The organism is Vibrio sp. 10N.222.52.C12 (assembly GCF_041474215.1).
GTDB lineage: Bacteria > Pseudomonadota > Gammaproteobacteria > Enterobacterales > Vibrionaceae > Vibrio > Vibrio crassostreae_C.
Map to the genome: position 1 here is coordinate 64,040 of NZ_JBFRTR010000070.1, position 22,417 is coordinate 86,456.

Sequence of the window (22,417 nt, forward strand, 5' to 3'; positions counted from 1 at the left end):
TCGTCATGTTTGGAAGATTAACTCTAGACTCAATTCCCTACCACGAACCCATTATTTTGGTCACGTTAACCATGATCGCTTTAGTGGGCAGCTTAGTGGTGTACGCGGTAACCAAAGCCGGTAAGTGGCAATACCTTTGGAATGAATGGTTTACGTCTGTAGACCACAAAAAATTGGGCTTCATGTACATTGCTGTTGCGATGGTGATGTTAGTTCGTGGCTTTGCTGATGCGGTCATGATGCGTAGCCAGCAATTGCTTTCTGCAGCCGGTGAAACGGGCTATTTGCCGCCACATCACTACGACCAGATCTTCACGGCTCACGGCGTGATCATGATTTTCTTCGTAGCGATGCCTTTGGTTATCGGTTTGATGAACATCATCGTGCCGTTGCAAATCGGTGCTCGTGATGTTGCATTCCCTTATCTGAATAACTTGAGCTTCTGGCTATTTGTGGTGGGTATTATCCTAACCAACATGTCGCTTGGCTTAGGTGAGTTTGGCCGTACGGGTTGGTTGGCGTATCCGCCGCTGTCTGGTATTGAGGCGAGCCCGGGAGTCGGGGTCGATTATTGGATATGGGCGCTGCAAATATCCGGAGTGGGTACTACGCTAACGGGTGTGAACTTCTTTGCGACCATTTTGCGCATGCGTACTCCGTCTATGCCAATGATGAAGATGCCAGTATTCACGTGGGCGTCTCTGTGTGCCAACATCCTGATCATCATCTCTTTCCCAATCCTAACGGTAACCATCGCGTTACTGACTTTGGATAGATACATCGGCACGCACTTTTTCACCAATGACCTTGGTGGCAACGTGATGATGTATGTGAACCTGATTTGGGCATGGGGACACCCTGAGGTGTACATCCTAATTTTGCCTATCTTCGGTGTGTTCTCTGAAGTGACTGCAACCTTCTCTCGCAAAAAACTGTTTGGTTATACCTCACTGGTATGGGCAACAGTGGCGATCACTATTTTAGCGTTTGTGGTTTGGCTGCATCACTTCTTCACCATGGGTTCTGGCGCCAATGTGAATGCCTTCTTTGGCATCGCGACCATGATTATCTCTATCCCAACCGGGGTTAAGATCTTCAACTGGCTATTTACCATGTACAAAGGTCGTATCCGCTTCACCACACCAATGATGTGGACAGTGGGCTTCCTAATCACCTTTACCGTGGGTGGTATGACGGGCGTATTGATGGCAGTTCCGGGGGCAGATTTCATTCTGCATAACTCGGTATTCCTGATTGCTCACTTCCACAACGTAATCATCGGTGGTGTTGTCTTCGGTTGTTTTGCTGCGATTGGTTACTGGTTCCCGAAAGCGACCGGTTTCACTCTGAACGAGCTTTGGGGCAAACGCGCATTCTACTGCTGGATCATCGGTTTCTTGATGGCGTTCTTGCCGCTTTACGCTCTGGGCTTTATGGGCATGACGCGTCGTTTGAGCCAAGACATTAACCCTGAGTTCTTCCCACTACTGGCGGTTGCGGCTGCAGGTACGGGCGTGATTGCGATGGGTGTGGTGTGTCAGTTCGTTCAGATTTACGTGAGTGTTCGTGACCGAGACCAAAACCGAGATCTAACCGGTGACCCGTGGGGCGGACGTACCTTTGAATGGGCAACGTCTTCACCACCGCCGTTCTATAACTTTGCAAAACTGCCTAAGGGCGATGAGATCGATTCGTTCTGGTATCAAAAGCAAAGTGGCGAGTTTGATCCAACTCAGGAAGAAGAATACGAACGTATTCACATGCCGAAGAACACACCGACAGGCATTTATGTGTCTGCATGGGCGTTGGCATTTGGCTTCGCAATGATCTGGTACATCTGGTGGCTAGCGGCTGCAAGCTTAGTGGGCATCGTGGTGACGTGTATTCAACACAGCTACAACGACGATGTGGACTACTACGTGGAAGTTGAAGAGATCAAAGCGATTGAAGCGGCTCGACGTGCGCAGCTTGCAGAAGCGAAAAAACAGTCAGTGAAAGGCGATCATTCTGGTCGTGGTAACAGCGCTGACAGTGGTAATAACGACAATAAAGATGACTTGGAGACGACGTATGCAAGCTAATACTCCGTCACACACTTATGATCTTGCACATTCGCATGATCATCACCACGAAGCTGCGGGCAACAAGTTGTTTGGCTTCTGGGTTTACTTGATGAGTGACTGTGTCCTGTTTGCCACGCTTTTCGCGACTTATGCCGTGCTTGAGAGTGGATCAATTGCAGGGCCGACAGGTAAAGACATCTTTGAACTGCCGTTCGTGTTTGTCGAAACCATGATGCTGCTGTTCAGTAGTATCACATTCGGTTTTGGCATGATTGCGATGAAGCGCAAAGACGTGACCGGACTGAAGCGCTGGATCAAAGTGACTTTCGCATTGGGCTTAGCCTTTATCTGTATGGAAGTGTATGAGTTCCATCATTTGATTGCAGAAGGTTATGGCCCTCAAGAAAGTGCATTCCTTTCTGCGTTCTTTACCTTGGTTGGCACACACGGTTTGCACGTAACGTTTGGCCTGATTTGGATGGCGGTGGCGTACCACCAACTTTCAACCAAAGGCTTGAACGACAACATGTCGATGCGCTTCCAGTGCTTGAGCTTGTTCTGGCACTTCCTTGATATCGTTTGGATTTGTGTATTTACCATCGTGTACTTAATGGGGGTGATGTAATGGAACAGCATCTAGACAGTGGTGCAACGGATTATGTGAAAGGCTTTATTGCGTCACTGATTCTCACCATTATTCCGTTCTACATCGTGTGGGCGCATGTGTTACCAAGCACAGAAACGTACGTGATCTTGTTCGGCTGCGCGTTGGTGCAAATTTTTGTGCACTTTAAGTACTTCTTACATATGGAAGCGAAATCTTCCGATGGGCGTTGGAACTTGGTGTCACTGATGTTTACCGCCATTGTTGTATTGATTCTTATCGCTGGCTCGGTATGGATCATCTACAACATGAACGTCAACATGAAGTTGTAGGCTAGGGTATGCTGAAAAGATATCTGTCTATCACCAAACCGGGCATCATTTTCGGCAACCTGATTTCTGTTGCGGCGGGGTTCTTCCTCGCCGCAAAAACAGAACCAGCCAGTGCGATGTTGTTACTGACAACATTAGCGGGTGTGGGACTTGTGATTGCATCAGGTTGTGTTGTGAACAACATCTTTGATCGAGACATCGACCAGAAGATGAAGCGCACACAAAATCGAGAATTGGTTCAGGGCAACATCAATACAGACGTCGCGTTCGTCTATGCCTTGGTTTTACTGCTAGCAGGCACAGCGCTGCTGTTTCAGTTCGCTAATCCGATCTCTGCGGTCATGGTGTTGCTTGGCTATGTGTTTTACGTCTTTTTCTACACCATGTGGTACAAGCGTACATCGGTTTACGGCACTTTAGTCGGCAGTATTTCGGGCGCAGTTCCACCATTGGTGGGTTACTTGGCGGTGACGAATTACATTAGTTTGGAAGCGGTTTTGTTGTTCGCGATGTTCTGTTTATGGCAAATGCCACACTCGTACGCGATCGCGATGTTCCGCCTTCAAGATTATCGAGATGCAGGCATTCCTGTGTTACCGGTGAAAGAGGGCGTCGACAAAGCGCATCAGCACATGAAAGCCTATGTGGTAGCGTTTGGCGCAGTCTCGTTGGCGCTGTTCCTACTCGGGGAAGCAGGTTATGAATACCTAGCGGTGTCGGCAGCAGTCTGTTTTATGTGGACCAAAGTGACATTCCGCAAAGTCGATTGCCTTAACTACATCCAGTGGTCAAAGACGGTCTTCAAGGTCTCTCTGCTGGTGGTCATGAGTATCAGTGGTGTACTGGGGCTGGAGTTGATTCCGTTGCCTACGCTTTTTTGATTTAAGTTTGTCGTTGAACCCTCAATGTTCTGAAGTCCGAGGGTTTGACGACTTTTTATCTGTCCCGCTTTAAGCTATTACCCTTCAAAAATATCACTCAGCCAATCTTCAAGCTGCTCTCGTTTATCTTGTGGGCCGTTGATGATCACTAAGCCGTTTAGTGTCGCGTGATCCCAAGAGATGGTGCCAGTTGCCAACGCATCGAACACATCGAGTTCCGTAATCAGTAATAGATCTTCCTCGGTAGGCAAAGTATCTCTGCCTGAGACATCGACCCCCTTCTCAAGTTTCACTTGGCTGTAATGACCTTTGATTGCTTCGAACAAGTTGAACTCAATTTTGCTTGGGTGGGGTTTCGCAAGCGCAGCCTTGATGGCAAAGAGTCGAAAGTGATCTGGCTTATTGAGGTTGTTGAATTCATCGTCTTGTCTGGCTGTAATGACGTTACCAAATACCTCGAGTGAACCGGGCTCTGTCACCAAACTAAATCCGGTATCTTGGTGAAGACCACAGGCAAACGTGAGTGAAGAGGTAAGCGAAAGAATCAGAGCAAATCGTTTTAACATAATGGTTATCGAGACCTATAACAGGGTTAAGAATCTGACGGCAGAAGCCGAACCTGACGATAAAAAAAGGGACCACAAAGGGTCCCTGTATTTGTTTGTCGTCCATGTGAAGCGGTCAGCGTATTGGTTGATAGTGTGTTAGTGATTGTTTACTAACACGCTATCGTCGAAGAGCTATCATCGAAGAGCTATCGCCGAAGAGCGACCGTTCGAACTCGCTATTAGCGAACGATGAGCATGATCTCTTCTGGAGTCATCGGCTTATCGAAGTAGCTCATGAATTGACCGAAGCCTTTGATGTCGCCATTCGAGAACTTGAATGCACCAGACTGTAGGTTGGTACCAATCACTTGTTGAGCGTTTGGACCCGCAATCAAGATTTGGTTCAATACTGCACGAGTGGTGTTGATTTGAACGTCTGCGCCTTTCACTGCCTCTTCGTGTAACTGAGCAATGCCGTTACGAATTTCGATAGTGAATGCTTCGTTAGTATCAGAGAAGTTGTACGTTAGCATCATGTTTACGTCTAACGAGTTTTCTGCGATTAGCGTCGACGTCATCATATCGAAGATTTGCTTACTTGGTAGCGCAGTTAGTACGTCTACAGAAGCGAAGCTGATCATGTTAGAGAAATCACGAGTACCTTCTAGTTCAGCCGCCGCGTTGAGCGCCCAGTTACGCCAGTTGATGTTCACTTGGTCTGCAGCCCATGCTTTGTAAGCTTGTGCTTTCATCTCACGAGCTTCCATATCTTGCTTGTTTACCGTGATTGGGTAAGAAAGAATTTCTGCTGCAAATGTGTAGTTCTCAGCCTTAATTGCTGCTTGTGCAGTCGTAAGGATGTTGTCACGACCGCCCATGATCTCTACGAATGCTTTAGCGCGTTGCTCGTAAGCCATTGGCTCTAGCTGCCATGGATCCGCTTCGAAGAAACCGTTGTAACCTACGTAAATCTGACGCACGGCGTGTGCAACAGTACCGTAGTGTTCACCTAACCAAGGGTGTTCTGCAAGGTGCTTAGGAAGTTTAACTACTTCAACTAGCTCGTCTGGCCTCATACCTTTGTTCATGTAACGGATAGTTTGATCATGAGTGTATTGAATCGCATCACGGTAAGCCGTTAGTACGTCAGCTACTGCTTCTTTACCTTCAACAGGACGACCGTGAGAGTTAATCATGATCTCAGTGTCGAACTTACGCATTACGTCGATGCCCTTGAACCACATTGATGGGTCACGGAATTTAGTACCACGGATGGTGTGAAGGTTAGGGAAGTTCTCACCTTGAAGTACTTCAGCCGCGTGCAGGATTTTCTGGTCTGGGAAGTAAACCACTAACTCATCTTTAGTTTCAGATGGCACGTTCTCGATGTGCATTTTCACGCCAGAAATTTCGATTTCGATGTGGCTTTGGCTTGGTACAAGCAGGTTTGGTTCGATGAACGAGATAGCACCTTGCATGAAGCGCGGACCAAGGCCGTCGTTTACTGTGCCGTGCTCGCCTTCTTCTACGTGCTTAGCACCTGTGTAAGAAGTACGGTGACCAAATAGAGTACCTAGGTTTGAATACCAGTTAGCCACTGCAGCGGTTAGGCCTTCTTCAGCGATGATTTTTACTTCACCTGATGCCACTTCTTCGCCAGTCACCCACGCACGCACACCAGAGATGTGGTCGATGTGGTTGTGAGAATAAATGATTGCTTTAACCGGCTTGTCGGTGATTTGACGGAACTGTTCTTTAACCGATTGAGCCATTTCTACCGACTCGCCTGGATCAACAATGATGATGCCGTCCGTACCTTCAATCATGACGGGTGTATCTAGACCGAAACCGTAACCAAGATATACGTTGTCATCTACTTTGATGATTGCTTGGTCCATTTTACGACCATGCTTGGTGAGGATTGGGTGAACATGGTCAGACTCAGCAGTGTAAGCTAGAGAATCGCCTGTTTTAGAAACAACTTGAATACGTTCGCCTTTTCCCCAGAATAGGTTTGATTTGTGTTCGAATAGAACCTCGCTCTTGTAGCGAGCATCAAGATCAATGTTTTGGTATTGCGCAGCATTTGCCGTCTGAAGTTCTTGGCCGACTTTCGATGTCGCTTCTACAGTTGGCGTTGCAGATGCAAAACCAGAAGCAAGTAGAGTGCTCGCAATAGCAACAGGAAGCGCCATTTTTTTGAATGTATTAGTCATGGTAGTGACCTTATATTTGGATACAGGAATTGGATTTCTTGAGCCAAATGATAGAGGTGGGGGAGGTCGCTATCTACGCGCTAATAATATTTCAATCTATCGTTTTTTCGATGATTTGTTTGATAAACGATTGTATTGGCGATTAATTTTGATCTAAATCAATTAGTAAATGAGCTTGCAACAGATACAAAAATGCCCTGAAATTCAGGGCATTTGTTTTACAATTAGTCGCTAGTTCATGAGTGGCTGTGATACGAGTGAATAACAGCCAAATCATTGAATATTTAATTGCTTATCAAGAGCTAATCGTTTACCAAGCACCTAAGTATGACTTGTAAGATTGTAGGCGAACCGTTGCTGCACCGATTACATCGATGAAGCCCCAGAACGGATGTGGCTTCTCAGCTGAGATCCAAGCCGCGCCAGTTGAACCAATAGGGATGTTGTAACCTTCTGGTTCAATGATCTCAAGTACGATAGTACGACCTAAACCATTGCCGTTTCTTACCACGTGTTGACCGACGCTTTGTGGCCCCTGAAGTGGAGAAATACTTGACTCCCCCGTACCTGCATTAAAGCTGTGTACTTTTGCTCGGAACACATGCCCTGGGTAGGCATCAACGAAGAACTCTGCGAAGTCTCCTACTTGAACATAGCCGTAAGTTTGGTCTGAAATACGCATCTCAAGGAATTTTTTGCTGGTGTTGTAGAGGTGCATGTTACCCATGACAGAACCTTCAGCAATATTCACTATCGATACCTGACCATCAAATTCAGCTCTAATGGTTTTCTTCTCTTGCGCCCAATTTACTTTTTGTAGATCGGCTTTTAACGACACAAGTTGAGCGTGCAGCACTCGAAGGTCTGAGTCGTACTTTTCTACGTCACGCATATTGAAGATTTCAGGTGACGTTTCAGCGCGCTCTAAGTCGCGAGTCATTTGCTTGATTTCTTCTTCTTTCTGAACAATTGAAGATTCGATCTTTGCTTTGTCTGCGGCAGAATCGATGTCGACGAGTGTGTAAATTACGTCGCCTTCTTTAACCATTTGGTTGTGCTCAACAAGCACTTTGTCGATCTGCTGACCAAAGATAGGTGACATTACCGCGTGTGGTGCTTTCACTGTGGTTGAGTTGGTTAAATCAACCGGTGCCCATAAGCGAGAGATAACCGCTAATACGGCAAGGATTGTTACGCCGCCAATGGCAGCCCACGTGTAGTTTTTGAAGTTCTTCTTCAGTGCACCTGTCGCAAACAGTGACCATACAATTAGGATGTATGGAATCATCATCTCTTTCATTATGCGACCTCTTTTTCTGTAGGGGATGGTTTTGTTGGAACCTGATTTGTTTGAGACGGCTCTGTTACCGATTGTTCAGGTGTTACGTGGACAGCGGCTGTCGCTGCATTAGTCGCATCTTGTTTAGGCTGAACACCACGGCGAATCACATCACTCAGTGATTGACCAATATGTTTCCAGTTCGCCAATGCGATGACCAAGGCGATAACCCAGAATGTTTTGCTGATGAACAGTCCACAAAGTGACAGTGCAAACACGATCTGTACGTGAGCGCTTTTGTGCTCTTTTGCTTTATGCACTCCCAGTTCATGCAATTGCCACATGCCGTAAATACCGGCTAATACGACAGCAATGGTCACTGAGAACAAGTAACCAGAGAAGGACTCCATCTGGAAGAAGTTCATCATCATTTCATTGGGATGATTGTTGAATTGAGACATGTCGATGTCTTTAGAATGGATTGTGCCTAATGGTGCAAGAGCCCATGCTCCCGCAAACATCACTGCCATAAACAGACAGAATTTGACCAAGACCATCACAATGGCCCAGATTTTCTGGAAAACGATTTTTATAAAGTTCATATCTCAACCTAAATAAGGAGAGAGAAAGTGCAGCCTTGGTACAAGACTTTTAGAAGACATCTGAAAGAGGTGTTGAACTCACGTAACCGTATAGACCTACTGAGTCAAAAGTACTAGATGACAATTAAAAATCGCTTTGACCACGTAGACAACGCATTCTCGCGAATAGAGTGTTAAAAACACCTGGCGAAATCATTCTTAAGTAACGTCTACCATTGATAGGTTCGTTTGCTGCATTGGGTTTTAAGGCCGTCTTCCGTGATGTGTGCAACACCATCATCTACACATTTTTAGGTTTTCTGTTTAGGTTAAGAATTGATTTGTTGGCGAAATAATAGGAAGTGTAACTGGTGCTATCTACGCATTATTGCGATATTGAATTATCGTAATTACGATGAATTGAGTGGTTGCTTAAACGTGAGGTGGGTTTATTTGAACAGGCTCAAACTCGGCTTATAAAATATGTCTATTTAATTAGCCTGGATCATAGAAGTGGCTATAAAAGTATCAATAAGGCAGGACGGAAATATTGAATACTCCGACCAGTCTAGGGTGAGTTTGGGTGGATTAAGCGTTACTGGCACAGCGAAGAGATTTAGATTCCAATCTGGCGAATGTGGCAGCTATTCGAAAGAGTGAGTTGTTCTGACATTTTTGCTCTTTACCATATGATGCTTCCTTCTCAGTTTTGTTTTCTCAATGAGCATCCGTTGTTTCATTCTATCGCTTTTACGATAAGATAATTAAATCTATCGCCAAATGAGCACTGAATCATGAGTAATGACATTCCGAATTTTAACTTATTGGCTGTGTTTTCAGCGGTGATGGAGCAGGGCAGTTTGAGTAAGGCTGCCGATCATTTGAATACCAATCAATCGACGATCAGCACTGCGCTCGGCCGACTGAAAAATGAAATTGGCCAAGAGTTGTTTGTGCGCAGTGGGCGAGGGGTTGTGCCTACTGCTTACTCGCAAAGCTTGTATGAGCAAATCAAAGCGCCAATACACGAGCTCAACGGCGTGTTTCAAGGTATGGCTGGGTTTGATGAAGCGAGTACAGAGCGCAGGTTTGTGGCTTCGGTTCCCGAACATTTAAAGTGGATGTTGCTCGATCGATTTTCTCAGTTATCTAACCAAGGCTTATCTCTTGAGGTGTATGACCAACCAGATAGTGATGATCAAGTCCATGAGGATCTATTAACTCAGAAGTTTGATTTGATGATCGACATTGTGTTGCCTGAGCATTCAAGCATGATGAGCGAAAAGCTCTACGACAGTGAGTTTGTGATTGTTTGCCGAAATGGGCACCCTAGGATCAAAGGTGAGATCACCGAGGCGCAATATCTCAGTGAGCAACATGCGGTTTTAGCCAGAACACGTCGCCAAGTAAGAAGTTTGACTCACTACACTTCGTTAGACTTATCCTCGCGTAAAATTGTAATTCACGGCAGCTCTATGGCCAGTAACCTAATGCTGTGTAGCCAGACTGATTACATCACTGTTGTGCCGCTTTCTATGGCGATCCAGTATCAGGAACGTCTTGGGTTACAGTTGTTCAAACCGCCTTTCGATTATCAGCCTATCTCTCATTACCTCATTTGGTTGAAAAAACAGAACACCGATCCGGCACATAAGTGGTTGAGAGAGCAGATCATCAATACGACTAATGACATGTCTAAATCACTAAACAGTTGGCGCTCCGCTTTCTGATCGTCGCCCTATCTTTTGTTTGCCAAATATCTTCTTAACAAATCACTTGTATTAAGTGAGTTATAATAAAAAATTATCACAATGAGAATTTATGATAATTTCATTTATTTGCTGTCAGCTCGTATATTAACCCTAACAAAGAAGTGGGTAACCTCCACTCACGATTATATCGGCTCAGGTTGCTGGGCTAAAAAGGGCGAAATATGAAATTCCTACACACAATGATCCGAGTTACTGATTTAGACAAGTCTATCGAGTTCTACACCAAGGTATTGGGAATGAAGGAACTTGAACGCCACGAAAACAAAGAGTACCGCTACACATTGGTTTTTGTTGGCTATGAGCAAGGCGGCACGACTATCGAGCTAACGTACAACTGGGATACGAATGAGTACGAGATGGGCAGCGCGTTTGGTCATCTGGCATTGGGTGTAGAAGATATTTACGCAGCATGTGACAAAATCAAATCGCTAGGTGGCAACGTCACTCGCGAAGCGGGTCCAGTGAAAGGCGGCTCAACTCATATCGCTTTTATTACTGACCCAGACGGCTACCAAATCGAACTGATTCAACTAGGTTAATCGAGGATATAACAATGACAAACGCACTATTTCAACCAATTCAACTTGGTAATATCGAGCTTAAAAACCGTATTGTTATGCCACCGATGACGCGTTCTCGCGCAACGCAACCTGGTAATTCAGCAAACGATATGATGGCGGCTTACTACGCTCAGCGTGCTTCTGCAGGTTTGATTATTGCTGAAGGCACACAAATTTCACCTATGGGTCAAGGCTATGCTTGGACTCCGGGTATCTATTCTGATGAGCAGATCGCTGGTTGGAAAAAAGTGACTGATGCCGTACATGAAAAAGAGGGCGTTATCTTCGCTCAACTTTGGCATGTAGGCCGTGTAACACACCCAGACAACATTGGTGGTGAACAGCCAATCTCGTCTTCTGCACTTAAAGCACAAAACGTAAAGGTATTCATCGATAACGGTACTGATGAACCGGGCTTTGTTGATGTGGTTGAACCTCGTGAAATGACGAAACAAGACATCAAAGAGGTGGTTGAACAGTATCGCCAAGCGGCTTTGAATGCGGTTGAAGCAGGCTTTGATGGTATCGAACTTCACGCAGCGAATGGTTACTTAATCAACCAATTCATCGATTCTGAAGCAAACAACCGCACTGACGAATACGGTGGTTCAATTGAAAACCGTTTACGTTTCCTAGGCGAAGTGGTTGAAGCTATGGTTGAAGCGATTGGTGCTGACCGTGTTGGTGTACGCCTTGCTCCGTTCACATCGTTGAATGGTACGGTTGACGCTACACCAGTAGAGACTTACACAGCGGCGGCAGCACTACTTAACCTATACAAAATTGTTTACCTACACATTGCAGAAGTTGATTGGGACGATGCACCTGAAACGCCAAAAGCATTTAAAGCAGCAGTTCGTGAAGCCTACGAGGGTGTCCTTATTTATGCGGGTAAATACGATAGCGAGCGTGGCGAAAAAGCCGTTGCTGAAGGCGTAACTGACATGGTTGGTTTTGGTCGTCCATTCGTTGCGAACCCAGATTTACCAGCTCGTATTCAAAATGGTTACCCACTTGCAGCGCACGATCCAAACACATTGTTCGGTGGTGCTGAAAAAGGTTTAACGGATTACCCAGAATACGCAGGCTAAAAACAGCTGCCTGAAGCAGAGTATTGAGATAGTATCTCGATCCTGTTGAATGTTTATAAAAAGCAACCTTGCAGAGTCGGGTTGCTTTTTTTGTTATTGGACTAAGTAAAATGATGAACGTGAAAGCGATGCGCGGAGAGCTTTACCTTCTATTTGCCACCCTGCTAGCTGGGGTGGGATGGATTGCATCTAAGCTGGTGGTATTAGAAATGCCTGGGCCAGTGTTCATTGGTGTGCGATTCCTCGTCGCGAGTCTTATTCTTCTGCCATTTTGTATTCACCATATTCGTAAGCTTTCGTTTAAGCAGATTCTGTCTCTTTGCGGCGTGGGTTTGTTGTTGTCTGCCTCATTGCAGGTATGGGTGTTTGCAGTTTCGGTGACTGAAAGCTTGTCGGAAGGTGCATTCATCATGAGCTTAGCCATGATCATTGCACCGTTTGTGTCTTGGATTTTGTTTCGAGTTAAGCCTAATCGCGCGTTTTGGATGTCTTTCCCGATCGCGATTATTGGCATGCTGTTGCTGACTTTGGGTAACGGCTGGCATGTTGAGCAGAGTCAGATTTATTTCTTACTAGCATCGATGTTGTTGTCTGTTCACTTTGTGATGAACAAGCGTGTGATTACCAATATCAAGCCTATCGCATCAATCTGTGTGCAACTGTTTGTGGTGGGTGTGAGTGGTTTAGCCTTTGCTTCTATGACAGCTCAGCCGGAGTTCGAAATCACCAAAACCTTAGTCTTCTGGTTTATTGTCTCTGCGGTGATCGCAACGTCTATTCGTTACTTGCTACAAACGGTCGGTCAGCACTCCGTGAACATGGAAGTGGCGGCATTGATCATGATTCTTGAGCCTGTGTGGACGCTGCTGTTAAGTGTGAGTGTGCTTGGCGAAAGTGTAGAGATGCAGAAGCTGCTCGGTGGGGCGGTGATCATTGCTTCACTATTTTGCTATATCAAATGGTCGAGACGAAAATAAAACACTCGGCGCAAGGCCGAGTGTGGGTTGTTTTTCAAGTGCTTTTCTGAGCCTTATCAGGCGAGTGTTGAACAAGACTTGTCGAGTGCAGAGCAAGGGTTAAATTCTGCGAATAAGACGTGCAAAGGGTGTCACCGTACTTATCGTTCTCGCTGGTAACTATTCTAACAACGAGCTTTGAATACAGGTGGTAAAGTCGAACCCTTACCACCATAGTCCTATCGCACAGCCTTCTTTTCTTTATGCCATCAATTCGAATGCACTAGGGGCGGGAAAGGACGTGAATGAATTAGTCGCGAATAGTGACTTTTGTAATCACAATATCTTCGCAAGGCACATCTTCGTGTCCCCAGCGAATGGTTGTTGGTGCTTTCGCAATTTTGTTTACCACATCCATACCTGCTGAAACCTTACCGAATACCGCGTAACCCCAGCCAGCATTGGTTGTTGAGGTGTGATCTAGGAAATCGTTGTCATCAAGGTTGATGAAGAACTGCGCCGTTGCAGAATGTGGTGCATCAGTCCGAGCCATTGCCACAGAACCAATCACATTCTTCAAGCCACGGTTTGCTTCGTTGACGATTGGGGCACGAGTTGGTTTTTCTGTCATGTCGATAGTGTGACCACCACCTTGAATCATGAAACCTTCAATAACACGGTGAAATGTCGTGCCTTCGTAGAAACCGTCTTGGCAGTATTTAAGGAAGTTTTTCGACGTTACTGGCGCTTTTTCAAGGTTCAGTTCAATCTCGATATCGCCAAAGTTGGTGGTGAAAGTAATCATAGGGTTACCTAAAGTTGAAGTTTTACTGAGTCGTAATGACGAAAGTGGGTTGCAGTATAGGGAAAATAACAGCGGATACCAGTGATGGTTTTATTGTGGTTGAATTCTCGTCAACCACCAAAATTACGCCTGATATTGTTTAAGGAACATCTCGACACTTGAAGTAATGAGCACTTGCTTGTGTGCAGCATCCGGTGACGGCACATGACCAATGATTTGCGGCCAAAACGCAAAAGACTTAAGCAGACCAATGAACTGCGTGGAGGCGAATTGTGGGTCTAGTTCTACTAAACGACCGTCTGCCAACGCGGCTTTAATCCAGGTTGTAAGTCCACTTTCTGCTTGGGAATATTTTTCCATCGCTTGATGCGCCAGTTCTGCGTTATGGAAATACTCTGAGAACAAAACGCGTGACAGGTCGATGAAGCCTTCAGACTCAAGTAACTCAAGCTCTTGATTGGCTATCGAGGAAAGCTGTTCTTCAAGTGGCAGTTCTGCTTGATATGGGAAATGCGTTGCGGCCAGAGTTTTGCTCCAAATGCTGTCTAGAATCTCATTTAAAAGCAGTTCTTTGCTGGCAAAGTGATTGTATACGGTGCGCTTTGATACTTCTGCGCGACTCGATATTTTATCCATGCTGGTGGCCTTGTAGCCATGCTCAGTAAACTCTGCGATAGCAGCGGCAACGATCGATTCACGTTTTCTTTGGCTCAGCGTTTTTTTTACAGTCATCGGGATACTACTCAATATGTCGCGGTTAGCATTACATACGCTAATTTTACACCAGTAAGTTTACTTTTAGAACACCAATCCGCGTATTGGTAATTCGGTCGAGAGCAACTGAATCGCTTTGCAATGCACGGTGGGTATCATAGAATCGAAAGTGTATTCGAATTTTATTGATATCAACGGAAGAGAATAAACAATCAATGAGTAGTATTTTAGAGTGTATTCGTACAGTTGGACGAGGAGAAAGAGGGCGTAAGCCTTTATCGTTCGAACAAGCCTACCGCATCATGGATGAGTATTTAAGCGGAGAAGTCGGTGACGACCAAATGGCTATGCTACTGATGTTGATTCGTGTGCAGAATGAAACCAATGAAGAGATCGCTGGCTTTGTAAAAGCGTTTCAATCTCGAGTGCCAGATTTAGGCGCTGATATTGATTGGCCGTGTTATGCAGGTAAGCGTAACGATAACGCCAGTGGCAAGCCTTGGAACTTGTTGGCGGCAAAAATCTTAGCTGACAATGGCTATAAAGTGTTAATGCATGGCTATATGGATAAGCCGAGCGGTAGGACGCACGTTGAAAGCCATTTGCAAGATGTCGGTGTGCAAAGTGCTGAGAGCCCTGAACATGCTAAGTCGATTCTTGAACAAGACGGCATTGCTTATTTACCGCTAGCTAACTTTGCGCCCGAAGCACAAACCATGATTGGTTGGAAACACCGCTACGGTTTGAGAACACCAATTAACACGGTAGTTCGAGCATTGAATCCTGGTGGTGGCCGTTTAGGTCTGCGTGGCAGTTTCCATCCTGGCTTTCCACAACTTCATGCGGAAGTTGAGCATGTTATCGGAAATAAATCCCACTCGGTGATTTCATTCAAAGGGATGAACGGTGAGTCGGAATATAATCCTAAAGTTAGCCAAACGGTATGGATGAGCTCTCCTGACAAAGTCGAATCGTTCTACTGGGAAGAGATGATGAACCTAGAGCTGCCACTTCCTAGTCAATGTGTACTTGGCACATCGGCTGAAGATATGGCGCTAATGGCGAATACCGTTGTCGACAGCATGACAGCCATTCTCTTTGCAGAAACGCACGATAAAACTGAGGCATACCAGAAAGCGGTGCGCCTGTGGCATGAGTATTGTGCGCGTTAGATGGTGGTTTGTAATCAATGAGAGAAGGTCAGCGAGCGCTGGCCTTTTTTATGCTTAATTTCTAGTAATGGCTTTTCGTACGTGCCCAAACAATAGAGCTACTTCACTCGCATCAAGCGATGCATTTTGTCTTCGAACTGAATCTCAATCACCTGTGAGATTTTCATCTTATCAACACGATCAAGCATTCTTGCTTGGTAATCACGTTTTTTCATCCACTCTAGCGGTTCTTTAAAGCCATCTTCATTAATCACAAACGACTGATCGGTAATAGAGTCTTCAAAGATATGAACCACCCAAATGCGTGATTGGAAATCCAATAACTCACTAAAGTAGCTTTTTAACTTAGATAAGGAATTCGTTAGATACGTTTTAGGTGGGGTTTGGGAAGACATAGTAAACCGTATTTGGACAATGAAAATCGGCAAGGGCGCCGTCTGATCATTATAGCCTTTACCCGTTAGGCTTGTCAGGTCGAATTCGGCAGCCATTCACGGCTATTGCGCTTGCTAATGCTACTATGGCTGCCAGTTAGAGATTAACCAAATCAGTGTCGGATTCACTATTTAACGAATAGGCCGAAGTCGATCTCTTGTTCTCTTTGATATTTCACCAGCTTCACTTTTAGGTCGTGTTTTGCTGCTAAATCAATGGCTAAGCATGACATGCGTTTTATCTCATCAACGCAGCTTGATATCAGCGGTTTTTCTTGATTATCGATAGTGGCGATGAGTGTGTTTTCCGTGCCGTCGTTACCTGCGTAAATATACGCGTACATGTTGTTGTCGTGTTGCATAAACTTCCTAAAACGGGATTTCTAATTATTAGTGAGGTGAAGATTACAGGGTTTATTTACGCAGGCTAGCTCGGCTAAGTAAGGCTTTGTAAGGGCTCTTTTTTTTCTTTTTTCTGGCGTTCGAAAACGTGCTCAACCCTTTGTTTGTCTCACTTTTTTGTCTTGTTAGGTTTTGCCTATCAATAAAATTGTTGAAATCCATTTAGTAAAATCAAGATTTTAGACAACAATTAACTTAACAAGATAGAAAATATATGACGCAAAGTATTTAGGGAGAACGCAATGCATTCTATTAAAGTGAAAGATTACATGACGCAGCAGGTTGTGACATTTACTCCTGATATGCCGTTAAGTCTAGCGTTAGACAAAGTGATGCGTAGCCACCATATGGGTGGGCCCGTAATCGATGATAACGAACAAGTGATTGGCTTCCTTTCAGAGCAGGATTTACTCGAGAAACTTGTGAAGGTCAGTTACTTCTGCCAAGACACACACCTTGTGGGTGACTGTATGTACCAAGAAGTGCTGTCGGTGTCACCTGACTTATCCATTATTGAATTGGCGGACATGATGCAGGTTGGAAAACCTAAAGCATACCCTGTGATCGATAATCGAAAACTGGTGGGTATTATCACCAGAACTGATGTTTTGAGAGCAATTGGCAAGAACTTGGAAGAATGCTTCAAACATCAGGTATAGTAGCGTGTTAAGAACGATTATTTTTCTCAATACTCTCAATTGAAAAAAGGCGCACTAGCGCCTTTTTTCTGTATAGCGCTTTTCTTGGTCGATCCTTTCTTTTTGGATCCCTAGCCAGTTGAACAGTTGAACAGTTGATTAGGCTTTAGCTCTTGGGTATTCCAACTTTTGGAGGTTTCATGTCAAATCAAACGGCAAAGTTTGTTGAAGGTTCAACGATGCGCCACATATTGGTGATGTCGGGGGCTGGCTCTGTCGGTTTGATGGCGTTATTTGTGGTCGATCTGCTCGACATGCTGTTTATCAGTATGCTCGGACAGGTTGAATTGGCTGCTGCGGTAGGCTTTGCAGGTACGCTGACTTTCTTTTCTACCTCCGTTTCTATCGGTACTTCCATTGCCATGGGCGCATTAGTGTCCAAAGCCATCGGCTCCAAGAATCAAGAGCACGCTCGAAACCTAAGCACCAGTATCATGCTTACTGCGTTTGTTATCAGTTCAACCATAACTGCAATCATGTTCGCTTATATTCCAGAGCTGCTAGCCGCGATAGGCGCCAAAGGCATTGCAGCCGAACGCGCTCAAGCTTACCTACAGATTTTGCTACCTAGTGGTCCATTTTTGGCGTTAGCGATGGCAGCGGGTGCGGGCTTAAGAGCGGCAGGTGATGCTAAGCGTTCGATGTGGGCAACTTTGTCTGGCGGCATTGTTAACGCGATTCTCGATCCTCTGTTTATTTTTGGTTTTGGTTGGAACATCGAAGGGGCGGCTATCGCTTCGGTTGTCGCTCGTTTCTCGGTGCTATTCTTTTCGCTTTATCCTCTTATTCGCAGCCATCAGCTGGTGGCTCCGCCTTCTTTTGTGCAATGGCGTCTTAATATTCGACCAATATTGGCGATTGCGTTGCCTGCGATTATCACTAATACCGCAACGCCTATCGGTAATGCGATTGTGACAACGGGTATCGCACAATATGGTGAGGACTTTGTCGCGGGCTTTGCCGTGATAGGTCGTCTGACGCCAGTTTGTTTTGCGGTTATCTTTGCCTTGTCTGGCGCTGTGGGGCCAATCATTGGTCAGAACTTTGGTGCTGAACGCATGGACAGAGTAAAAGAAACACTCAACAACTCATTATTGGTTACTACGGCATACACCATTGCCGTTTGTATCTTGTTGTACTTCGTTCAAGGTTATGTCATTCAAGGCTTTAGTCTACAAGGTGATGCAGCAATTATTGTGGCAGCTTTCTGTACCTATGTGGCTTTAACCTTCACCTTTAACGGTGCGCTATTTGTTGCCAACACCTCTTTTAATAACTTAGGCAAACCGCTTTACTCGACAGCATTGAATTTGGGCAAAGCGACGTTAGGTACTCTGCCGTTCGTCTATCTAGGTTCGCAGTGGTATGGCGCTTTGGGTGTTCTCTATGGTCAAGCCTTGGGTAATGTTTTGTTCGGGATTTTAGGTATCTTGGTACTTCGACATCATATCGCTGAGCTGATGCAAGGTTCTCAAGTTGATCCAGTGGAAGATGATGTGTCGATTGTCAGTTTGAACACTCAGCCGTTTTGTTCACACGATGCGGTGCTTATCGATGATGTATCGGCAAACCGTGAAGAGTGTGCGGAGCTTAAATCTCAGTAAGCCATCGGCGCGGGCATAATATTTTTGTTTTCTTGAAAACTTCTTCTTGACCTTGGAGTAGCCTCCAAGGTTTATACTTTTGATGAACTTAAGGTTCTGTTGCTCGTAAGTTAGCAACAACCTCAAGGCTTTTGAGTATTAAGGAGATACATTATGTGCGCAAAACATGCAGCGTGCCGCTCAGCAAAAGTGGACGTTCAACCTCAAGCGGCAGGAGCAAGTTGCTCTAGCCCTAAAATTTCAAGCATCACAGCAGCAGGTACTTCATCTGGTTGTTGTAGCTCTTCTGCTGCTTCGTCATCGTCTGGAGATGATTGTTGTAGTTCGTCGGATAGTGGAGAAGAAGACAGTCAGTCCTCAACTTTATCTCTCGATGCCAAATTTTCGAAAAGTTGGCTGGTTGCCGGAATGGACTGCCCAGCTTGTGCAAGAAAAATAGAAAACGCGATCAGCAATATTGACGGTGTTATTCAAGCGAAGGTTCTCTTTGCTACCGAAAAGCTGGTTGTGAAATTCGATAATGAAAGCCTTGCTGACACCATTGAACAGGTCTCTATCAAAACGGGTTTCCCTCTTACGGAAGTCGGTTCAAAGAAAGAAAAACAACAACCTGAGACTTTTTGGCAAGCTTATATCCAACCTAATTTACAGATTATCGCGATTGCAGCGGCAATGCTGTTTGCGGCGCTTCTGAAAAGTACCTCTCCTCAATTAAGCGAAGGCTTGTTTACGGTAACTTGTCTGCTTGGTTTATATCCGGTGGCGAAGAAAGCGGTTCAGCTGGCGCGTTCAGGTACACCGTTTGCTATTGAAACCTTAATGAGTGTTGCCGCGCTGGGTGCTTTGTACCTTGGCGAAACTGCGGAAGCAGCGATGGTTCTATTGTTGTTCTTGATTGGTGAGCGCTTAGAAGCGTTTGCTTCATCAAGAGCAAGAAGTGGCGTTCAAGCGCTAATGGCATTGGTACCAGAAAACTCGACTAAGATCATCAACGGCGAGCGTGTAGAAGTAGCAGTCAGTGAACTGGTTCCAGGTGATGTGATTGAAGTGGCCGCGGGCTCTCGTTTACCTGCTGACGGCCAATTGATTACAGACGCGGCAAGCTTTGATGAAAGTGCGTTAACCGGTGAATCTGTTCCTGTTGAACACATCGAAGGCAATAGCATCATGGCAGGCGCTGTGGTGGTCGATAAAGTGGTTCGTATCACCATCACTTCAAAACAGGGTGAGAACGCGATCGATCGCATTCTTCATCTGATTGAAGAAGCAGAGTCTCGTAAAGCACCACTAGAGCGATTCCTCGATAAGTTCAGCCGTTGGTACACACCGTTAATGATGGTAGTGGCTCTGTTGGTCATCATCACACCACCATTGTTGTTTGCGCAGCCATGGGAAACATGGGTTTACCGTGGCCTAGCGCTATTGTTGATTGCTTGTCCGTGTGCCTTGGTTATCTCGACTCCTGCAGCGATTACCTCTGGCTTAGCAGCAGCAGCGAAACGTGGCGCGCTCATTAAAGGCGGCGCAGCGCTAGAGCAGCTTGGTAAAATCCAAACCATCGCCTTCGATAAGACAGGCACACTGACCGAAGGTAAGCCTCAGGTTACGGATATTCAACCTCTATCGGGGTGGCAACAAGACGCGATGCTGCGTGTGGTTGGGGCGATTGAAGTTGGCTCTACTCACCCGTTGGCGCAGTCACTTGTCGCTAAAGTAAAAGACCTGAATATTGAGATTCCTGAATCACACAACAAGAAAGCGTTGATTGGTAGTGGTGTTGAAGGGGATGTTGATGGTGTTCAGTATCAGGTTCTGTCACCGTCTAAAGTCACGTTCGAACTTGGTGCCGATGTGGTTTCTCAGGTAGAAGCATTAGAAGGTGAGGGCAAGACGGTTGTGGTTGCTCTTGAGGTTAAAGATCAAGAAGAATCAACAGAGCAAGCTACGACGGTGATTGGTCTGATTGCTTGGCAAGATACGTTACGCAGTGACGCTAAGCTTGCGATTGAACGACTTAATGAATTAGGTATTCAATCTATCATGTTGACCGGCGATAATCCGCGCAGTGCAGCAGCGATCAGTAGCAAGATTGGTATGCAGTACAAGGCAAGCCTATTGCCAAGCGACAAGGTATCTTACGTTGAGGAGTTATCTCAACAGTCGCACGTGGCGATGGTCGGTGATGGCATTAATGATGCACCAGCAATGAAAACGGCGAATGTCGGCATCGCAATGGGTGGTGGTACGGATGTCGCTTTGGAAACGGCGGATTCAGCACTGACTCATAACCGTTTAACTGAGCTGCCAGCGATGATTGAACTGTCGCAAGCGACCATGAACAACATCCGTCAAAACGTAGCCCTTGCGCTTGGTTTGAAGGTCGTATTCTTGGTGACAAGCTTGTTAGGTATTACCGGTTTGTGGGTGGCAGTTTTAGCGGATAGTGGTGCAACTGCATTGGTGACATTGAACGCATTGCGTCTGCTTCGATTTAAATCTAAAGCGGACTAAATCGAGCTCACCGACATAGAGCATTCTTAATATAAAAGCGCCTTTAGCGGTAATACGTTAAAGGCGCTTTTTGTCTCATTAGTATGCAACATAGGCGTGCGGATTGCTTATTTTTGTGATGCCAATCGGTTTTTTGTGAAACTTGAATTATTGTTGCGATCATTCATGTGACATGTGTCACTTCATTTTGTAATGAGCTTGGTTAGAGTGTGTTCGTACCCCACGAATTTACTATGAGCTTAAATAAGGGTAAAAAGCCCAATAAGCCAAAAGGAGCGAACTATGTCTCAAGCTGTTTTCCACTTAGGTGTTACTGAAGCAGATCTTAACGGTGCTACTCTTGCGATCATCCCTGGTGATCCTGCTCGTGTGCAAAAAATTGCAGAAGAGATGGAGACCCCAGTATTCCTTGCTAGTCACCGTGAATACACGCTTTACCGCGCAGAGCTAGACGGCAAACCAGTTGTTGTATGTTCAACAGGTATTGGTGGTCCATCGACTTCTATCGCAGTTGAAGAGCTTGCTCAACTTGGTGTTCGCACTTTCCTACGTGTTGGTACGACTGGTGCTATCCAACCTCACGTAAACGTGGGTGACATGATTGTTTCTACAGGTTCTGTTCGTCTAGACGGCGCTAGCCTACACTTTGCTCCTATGGAGTTCCCAGCAGTGGCTGACTTTGAAGTTGCAACAGCAATGAAAGCGGCAGTTGATGAATCAGGTGCAACAGTTCACATGGGCGTAACGGCATCAAGCGATACGTTCTACCCAGGTCAAGAGCGTTACGACACGTTCTCTGGTCGCGTTGTTAAGCGCTTCCAAGGCTCTATGCAAGAATGGCAAGACATGGGCGTTCTAAACTTCGAGATGGAATCTGCAACACTACTAACAATGTGTGCAAGTTCTGGTCTGAAAGCAGGTTGTGTTGCTGGTGTAATCATCAACCGTACTCAAAAAGAGACGCCTGATCACGACACTCTAAAAGTAACAGAAGCACGTTCAATCAAAGTGGTTGTAGAAGCCGCTCGTAAAATGCTTTAAGTCTTAAAGTGCTCTGAGTTTTAGAGAGCATTAAGTCTTCAAGTGACATTAAATTTTGAAAATGGCCGCATCGTATGATGCGGCCATTTTTTTGTGCCGTCTGAAAGTAATCAATAGAGAAAACAGACAACAAAAAAGGCGAGTGATTTAATC

The 22,417-nt window shown here is 45.5% G+C and carries 21 protein-coding genes and 1 pseudogene; 14 read left to right on the forward strand and 8 right to left on the reverse strand.

Annotation, left to right across the window (positions count from 1 at the left end):
• Positions 1 to 5 precede the first annotated feature (5 nt).
• The 4 genes from cyoB to cyoE are packed head-to-tail and all read left to right on the forward strand — an operon-like array spanning position 6 to position 3,880.
• Complete coding sequence (gene cyoB / locus AB4623_RS13500; protein WP_372146647.1) at positions 6 to 2,081, forward strand: cytochrome o ubiquinol oxidase subunit I; 2,076 nt, start codon at positions 6 to 8, stop codon at positions 2,079 to 2,081.
• On the forward strand, positions 2,053 to 2,688 hold the full coding sequence (gene cyoC / locus AB4623_RS13505; protein ID WP_081325115.1) for a cytochrome o ubiquinol oxidase subunit III: 636 nt from the start codon (positions 2,053 to 2,055) through the stop codon (positions 2,686 to 2,688). Before cyoB ends, cyoC begins: the two co-directional genes overlap by 29 nt.
• Entirely contained in the window at positions 2,688 to 2,999 is a 312-nt protein-coding gene (cyoD, locus tag AB4623_RS13510) for a cytochrome o ubiquinol oxidase subunit IV (RefSeq protein WP_004736302.1), read from the forward strand. Before cyoC ends, cyoD begins: the two co-directional genes overlap by 1 nt.
• A gap of 8 nt (positions 3,000 to 3,007) precedes the next feature.
• Positions 3,008 to 3,880: a heme o synthase gene (cyoE, locus tag AB4623_RS13515; protein WP_004736301.1), complete on the forward strand. Its 873-nt coding sequence runs from the start codon at positions 3,008 to 3,010 to the stop codon at positions 3,878 to 3,880.
• A 77-nt stretch (positions 3,881 to 3,957) separates the two neighbouring features.
• Here cyoE and AB4623_RS13520 read toward each other — a convergent pair whose 3' ends face one another.
• The 4 genes from AB4623_RS13520 to AB4623_RS13535 all read right to left on the reverse strand — a co-directional run bounded on the left by AB4623_RS13520 (position 3,958) and on the right by AB4623_RS13535 (position 8,525).
• On the reverse strand, positions 3,958 to 4,446 hold the full coding sequence (locus tag AB4623_RS13520; protein ID WP_012604429.1) for a hypothetical protein: 489 nt from the start codon (positions 4,444 to 4,446) through the stop codon (positions 3,958 to 3,960).
• Between the two features lie 221 nt (positions 4,447 to 4,667).
• Positions 4,668 to 6,644 (reverse strand): alkyl sulfatase dimerization domain-containing protein, encoded by a 1,977-nt coding sequence (locus tag AB4623_RS13525; protein ID WP_372146649.1) that lies wholly within the window; start codon positions 6,642 to 6,644, stop codon positions 4,668 to 4,670.
• Between the two features lie 310 nt (positions 6,645 to 6,954).
• On the reverse strand, positions 6,955 to 7,944 hold the full coding sequence (locus AB4623_RS13530) for an efflux RND transporter periplasmic adaptor subunit (protein ID WP_102485194.1): 990 nt from the start codon (positions 7,942 to 7,944) through the stop codon (positions 6,955 to 6,957).
• Positions 7,944 to 8,525 carry a magnesium transporter gene (locus AB4623_RS13535; protein ID WP_372135428.1) on the reverse strand — a complete coding sequence of 194 codons (582 nt, stop codon included), beginning with the start codon at positions 8,523 to 8,525 and terminating at the stop codon, positions 7,944 to 7,946. The genes AB4623_RS13530 and AB4623_RS13535 overlap by 1 nt, the downstream gene beginning before the upstream one ends.
• Before the next feature lie 773 nt (positions 8,526 to 9,298).
• Between AB4623_RS13535 and AB4623_RS13540 the strand changes: the two genes are divergently transcribed.
• From AB4623_RS13540 to AB4623_RS13560, 5 genes and pseudogenes are all read left to right on the forward strand, one after another.
• Positions 9,299 to 10,234: a LysR family transcriptional regulator gene (locus AB4623_RS13540; protein ID WP_102394217.1), complete on the forward strand. Its 936-nt coding sequence runs from the start codon at positions 9,299 to 9,301 to the stop codon at positions 10,232 to 10,234.
• 203 nt (positions 10,235 to 10,437) lie between these two features.
• Complete coding sequence (gloA, locus tag AB4623_RS13545; protein ID WP_017066787.1) at positions 10,438 to 10,815, forward strand: lactoylglutathione lyase; 378 nt, start codon at positions 10,438 to 10,440, stop codon at positions 10,813 to 10,815.
• 14 nt (positions 10,816 to 10,829) lie between these two features.
• Positions 10,830 to 11,927, forward strand: a complete 1,098-nt coding sequence (locus AB4623_RS13550; protein WP_017065285.1) for an alkene reductase — start codon at positions 10,830 to 10,832, stop codon at positions 11,925 to 11,927.
• Between the two features lie 110 nt (positions 11,928 to 12,037).
• Positions 12,038 to 12,904, forward strand: coding sequence for a DMT family transporter (locus AB4623_RS13555; protein WP_017060207.1), 867 nt, complete (start codon positions 12,038 to 12,040; stop codon positions 12,902 to 12,904).
• 42 nt (positions 12,905 to 12,946) lie between these two features.
• Positions 12,947 to 13,063 (forward strand): annotated as a pseudogene (locus AB4623_RS13560) (cytochrome c); the annotation flags it as partial.
• A 130-nt stretch (positions 13,064 to 13,193) separates the two neighbouring features.
• Here the strand turns inward: AB4623_RS13560 and AB4623_RS13565 are convergent.
• Positions 13,194 to 13,688, reverse strand: coding sequence for a peptidylprolyl isomerase (locus AB4623_RS13565; RefSeq protein WP_017060208.1), 495 nt, complete (start codon positions 13,686 to 13,688; stop codon positions 13,194 to 13,196).
• A gap of 123 nt (positions 13,689 to 13,811) precedes the next feature.
• Positions 13,812 to 14,420: a TetR/AcrR family transcriptional regulator gene (locus AB4623_RS13570; protein ID WP_372135427.1), complete on the reverse strand. Its 609-nt coding sequence runs from the start codon at positions 14,418 to 14,420 to the stop codon at positions 13,812 to 13,814.
• 167 nt (positions 14,421 to 14,587) lie between these two features.
• Between AB4623_RS13570 and AB4623_RS13575 the strand changes: the two genes are divergently transcribed.
• A complete protein-coding gene (locus AB4623_RS13575; RefSeq protein WP_081324522.1) occupies positions 14,588 to 15,574 on the forward strand; it encodes a glycosyl transferase family protein in 987 nt (328 codons plus the stop codon).
• Between the two features lie 98 nt (positions 15,575 to 15,672).
• Here the strand turns inward: AB4623_RS13575 and AB4623_RS13580 are convergent, their stop codons facing one another.
• Both AB4623_RS13580 and AB4623_RS13585 read right to left on the reverse strand, forming a co-directional pair.
• Entirely contained in the window at positions 15,673 to 15,969 is a 297-nt protein-coding gene (locus AB4623_RS13580) for a hypothetical protein (protein WP_029235295.1), read from the reverse strand.
• Between the two features lie 167 nt (positions 15,970 to 16,136).
• Positions 16,137 to 16,370, reverse strand: a complete 234-nt coding sequence (locus AB4623_RS13585) for a hypothetical protein (RefSeq protein ID WP_017060212.1) — start codon at positions 16,368 to 16,370, stop codon at positions 16,137 to 16,139.
• 282 nt (positions 16,371 to 16,652) lie between these two features.
• Between AB4623_RS13585 and AB4623_RS13590 the strand changes: the two genes are divergently transcribed.
• The 4 genes from AB4623_RS13590 to udp all read left to right on the forward strand — a co-directional run bounded on the left by AB4623_RS13590 (position 16,653) and on the right by udp (position 22,264).
• Positions 16,653 to 17,069: a CBS domain-containing protein gene (locus AB4623_RS13590; RefSeq protein WP_017060213.1), complete on the forward strand. Its 417-nt coding sequence runs from the start codon at positions 16,653 to 16,655 to the stop codon at positions 17,067 to 17,069.
• Positions 17,070 to 17,248: 179 nt separating this feature from the next.
• Positions 17,249 to 18,712 carry an MATE family efflux transporter gene (locus AB4623_RS13595; protein WP_372146651.1) on the forward strand — a complete coding sequence of 488 codons (1,464 nt, stop codon included), beginning with the start codon at positions 17,249 to 17,251 and terminating at the stop codon, positions 18,710 to 18,712.
• A 153-nt stretch (positions 18,713 to 18,865) separates the two neighbouring features.
• The gene (locus tag AB4623_RS13600; RefSeq protein WP_372146653.1) at positions 18,866 to 21,223 is read left to right on the forward strand and encodes a zinc/cadmium/mercury/lead-transporting ATPase; all 2,358 of its coding nucleotides are present in this window, start codon (positions 18,866 to 18,868) and stop codon (positions 21,221 to 21,223) included.
• A gap of 282 nt (positions 21,224 to 21,505) precedes the next feature.
• Positions 21,506 to 22,264 (forward strand): uridine phosphorylase, encoded by a 759-nt coding sequence (gene udp, locus AB4623_RS13605; RefSeq protein ID WP_372132356.1) that lies wholly within the window; start codon positions 21,506 to 21,508, stop codon positions 22,262 to 22,264.
• The last annotated feature ends 153 nt before the right edge of the window (positions 22,265 to 22,417 follow it).

What these genes read in the sequence shown, in the direction of transcription:
- cyoB (WP_372146647.1), top strand. Translation starts at nt 6, where the DNA reads ATGTTTGGAAGATTAACTCTAGACTCAATTCCCTACCACGAACCCATT.
- cyoC (WP_081325115.1), top strand. Translation starts at nt 2,053, where the DNA reads ATGACTTGGAGACGACGTATGCAAGCTAATACTCCGTCACACACTTAT.
- cyoD (WP_004736302.1), top strand. Translation starts at nt 2,688, where the DNA reads ATGGAACAGCATCTAGACAGTGGTGCAACGGATTATGTGAAAGGCTTT.
- cyoE (WP_004736301.1), top strand. Translation starts at nt 3,008, where the DNA reads ATGCTGAAAAGATATCTGTCTATCACCAAACCGGGCATCATTTTCGGC.
- AB4623_RS13520 (WP_012604429.1), bottom strand. Translation starts at nt 4,446, where the DNA reads ATGTTAAAACGATTTGCTCTGATTCTTTCGCTTACCTCTTCACTCACG.
- AB4623_RS13525 (WP_372146649.1), bottom strand. Translation starts at nt 6,644, where the DNA reads ATGACTAATACATTCAAAAAAATGGCGCTTCCTGTTGCTATTGCGAGC.
- AB4623_RS13530 (WP_102485194.1), bottom strand. Translation starts at nt 7,944, where the DNA reads ATGAAAGAGATGATGATTCCATACATCCTAATTGTATGGTCACTGTTT.
- AB4623_RS13535 (WP_372135428.1), bottom strand. Translation starts at nt 8,525, where the DNA reads ATGAACTTTATAAAAATCGTTTTCCAGAAAATCTGGGCCATTGTGATG.
- AB4623_RS13540 (WP_102394217.1), top strand. Translation starts at nt 9,299, where the DNA reads ATGAGTAATGACATTCCGAATTTTAACTTATTGGCTGTGTTTTCAGCG.
- gloA (WP_017066787.1), top strand. Translation starts at nt 10,438, where the DNA reads ATGAAATTCCTACACACAATGATCCGAGTTACTGATTTAGACAAGTCT.
- AB4623_RS13550 (WP_017065285.1), top strand. Translation starts at nt 10,830, where the DNA reads ATGACAAACGCACTATTTCAACCAATTCAACTTGGTAATATCGAGCTT.
- AB4623_RS13555 (WP_017060207.1), top strand. Translation starts at nt 12,038, where the DNA reads ATGATGAACGTGAAAGCGATGCGCGGAGAGCTTTACCTTCTATTTGCC.
- AB4623_RS13565 (WP_017060208.1), bottom strand. Translation starts at nt 13,688, where the DNA reads ATGATTACTTTCACCACCAACTTTGGCGATATCGAGATTGAACTGAAC.
- AB4623_RS13570 (WP_372135427.1), bottom strand. Translation starts at nt 14,420, where the DNA reads ATGACTGTAAAAAAAACGCTGAGCCAAAGAAAACGTGAATCGATCGTT.
- AB4623_RS13580 (WP_029235295.1), bottom strand. Translation starts at nt 15,969, where the DNA reads ATGTCTTCCCAAACCCCACCTAAAACGTATCTAACGAATTCCTTATCT.
- AB4623_RS13585 (WP_017060212.1), bottom strand. Translation starts at nt 16,370, where the DNA reads ATGCAACACGACAACAACATGTACGCGTATATTTACGCAGGTAACGAC.
- AB4623_RS13590 (WP_017060213.1), top strand. Translation starts at nt 16,653, where the DNA reads ATGCATTCTATTAAAGTGAAAGATTACATGACGCAGCAGGTTGTGACA.
- AB4623_RS13595 (WP_372146651.1), top strand. Translation starts at nt 17,249, where the DNA reads ATGTCAAATCAAACGGCAAAGTTTGTTGAAGGTTCAACGATGCGCCAC.
- AB4623_RS13600 (WP_372146653.1), top strand. Translation starts at nt 18,866, where the DNA reads ATGTGCGCAAAACATGCAGCGTGCCGCTCAGCAAAAGTGGACGTTCAA.
- udp (WP_372132356.1), top strand. Translation starts at nt 21,506, where the DNA reads ATGTCTCAAGCTGTTTTCCACTTAGGTGTTACTGAAGCAGATCTTAAC.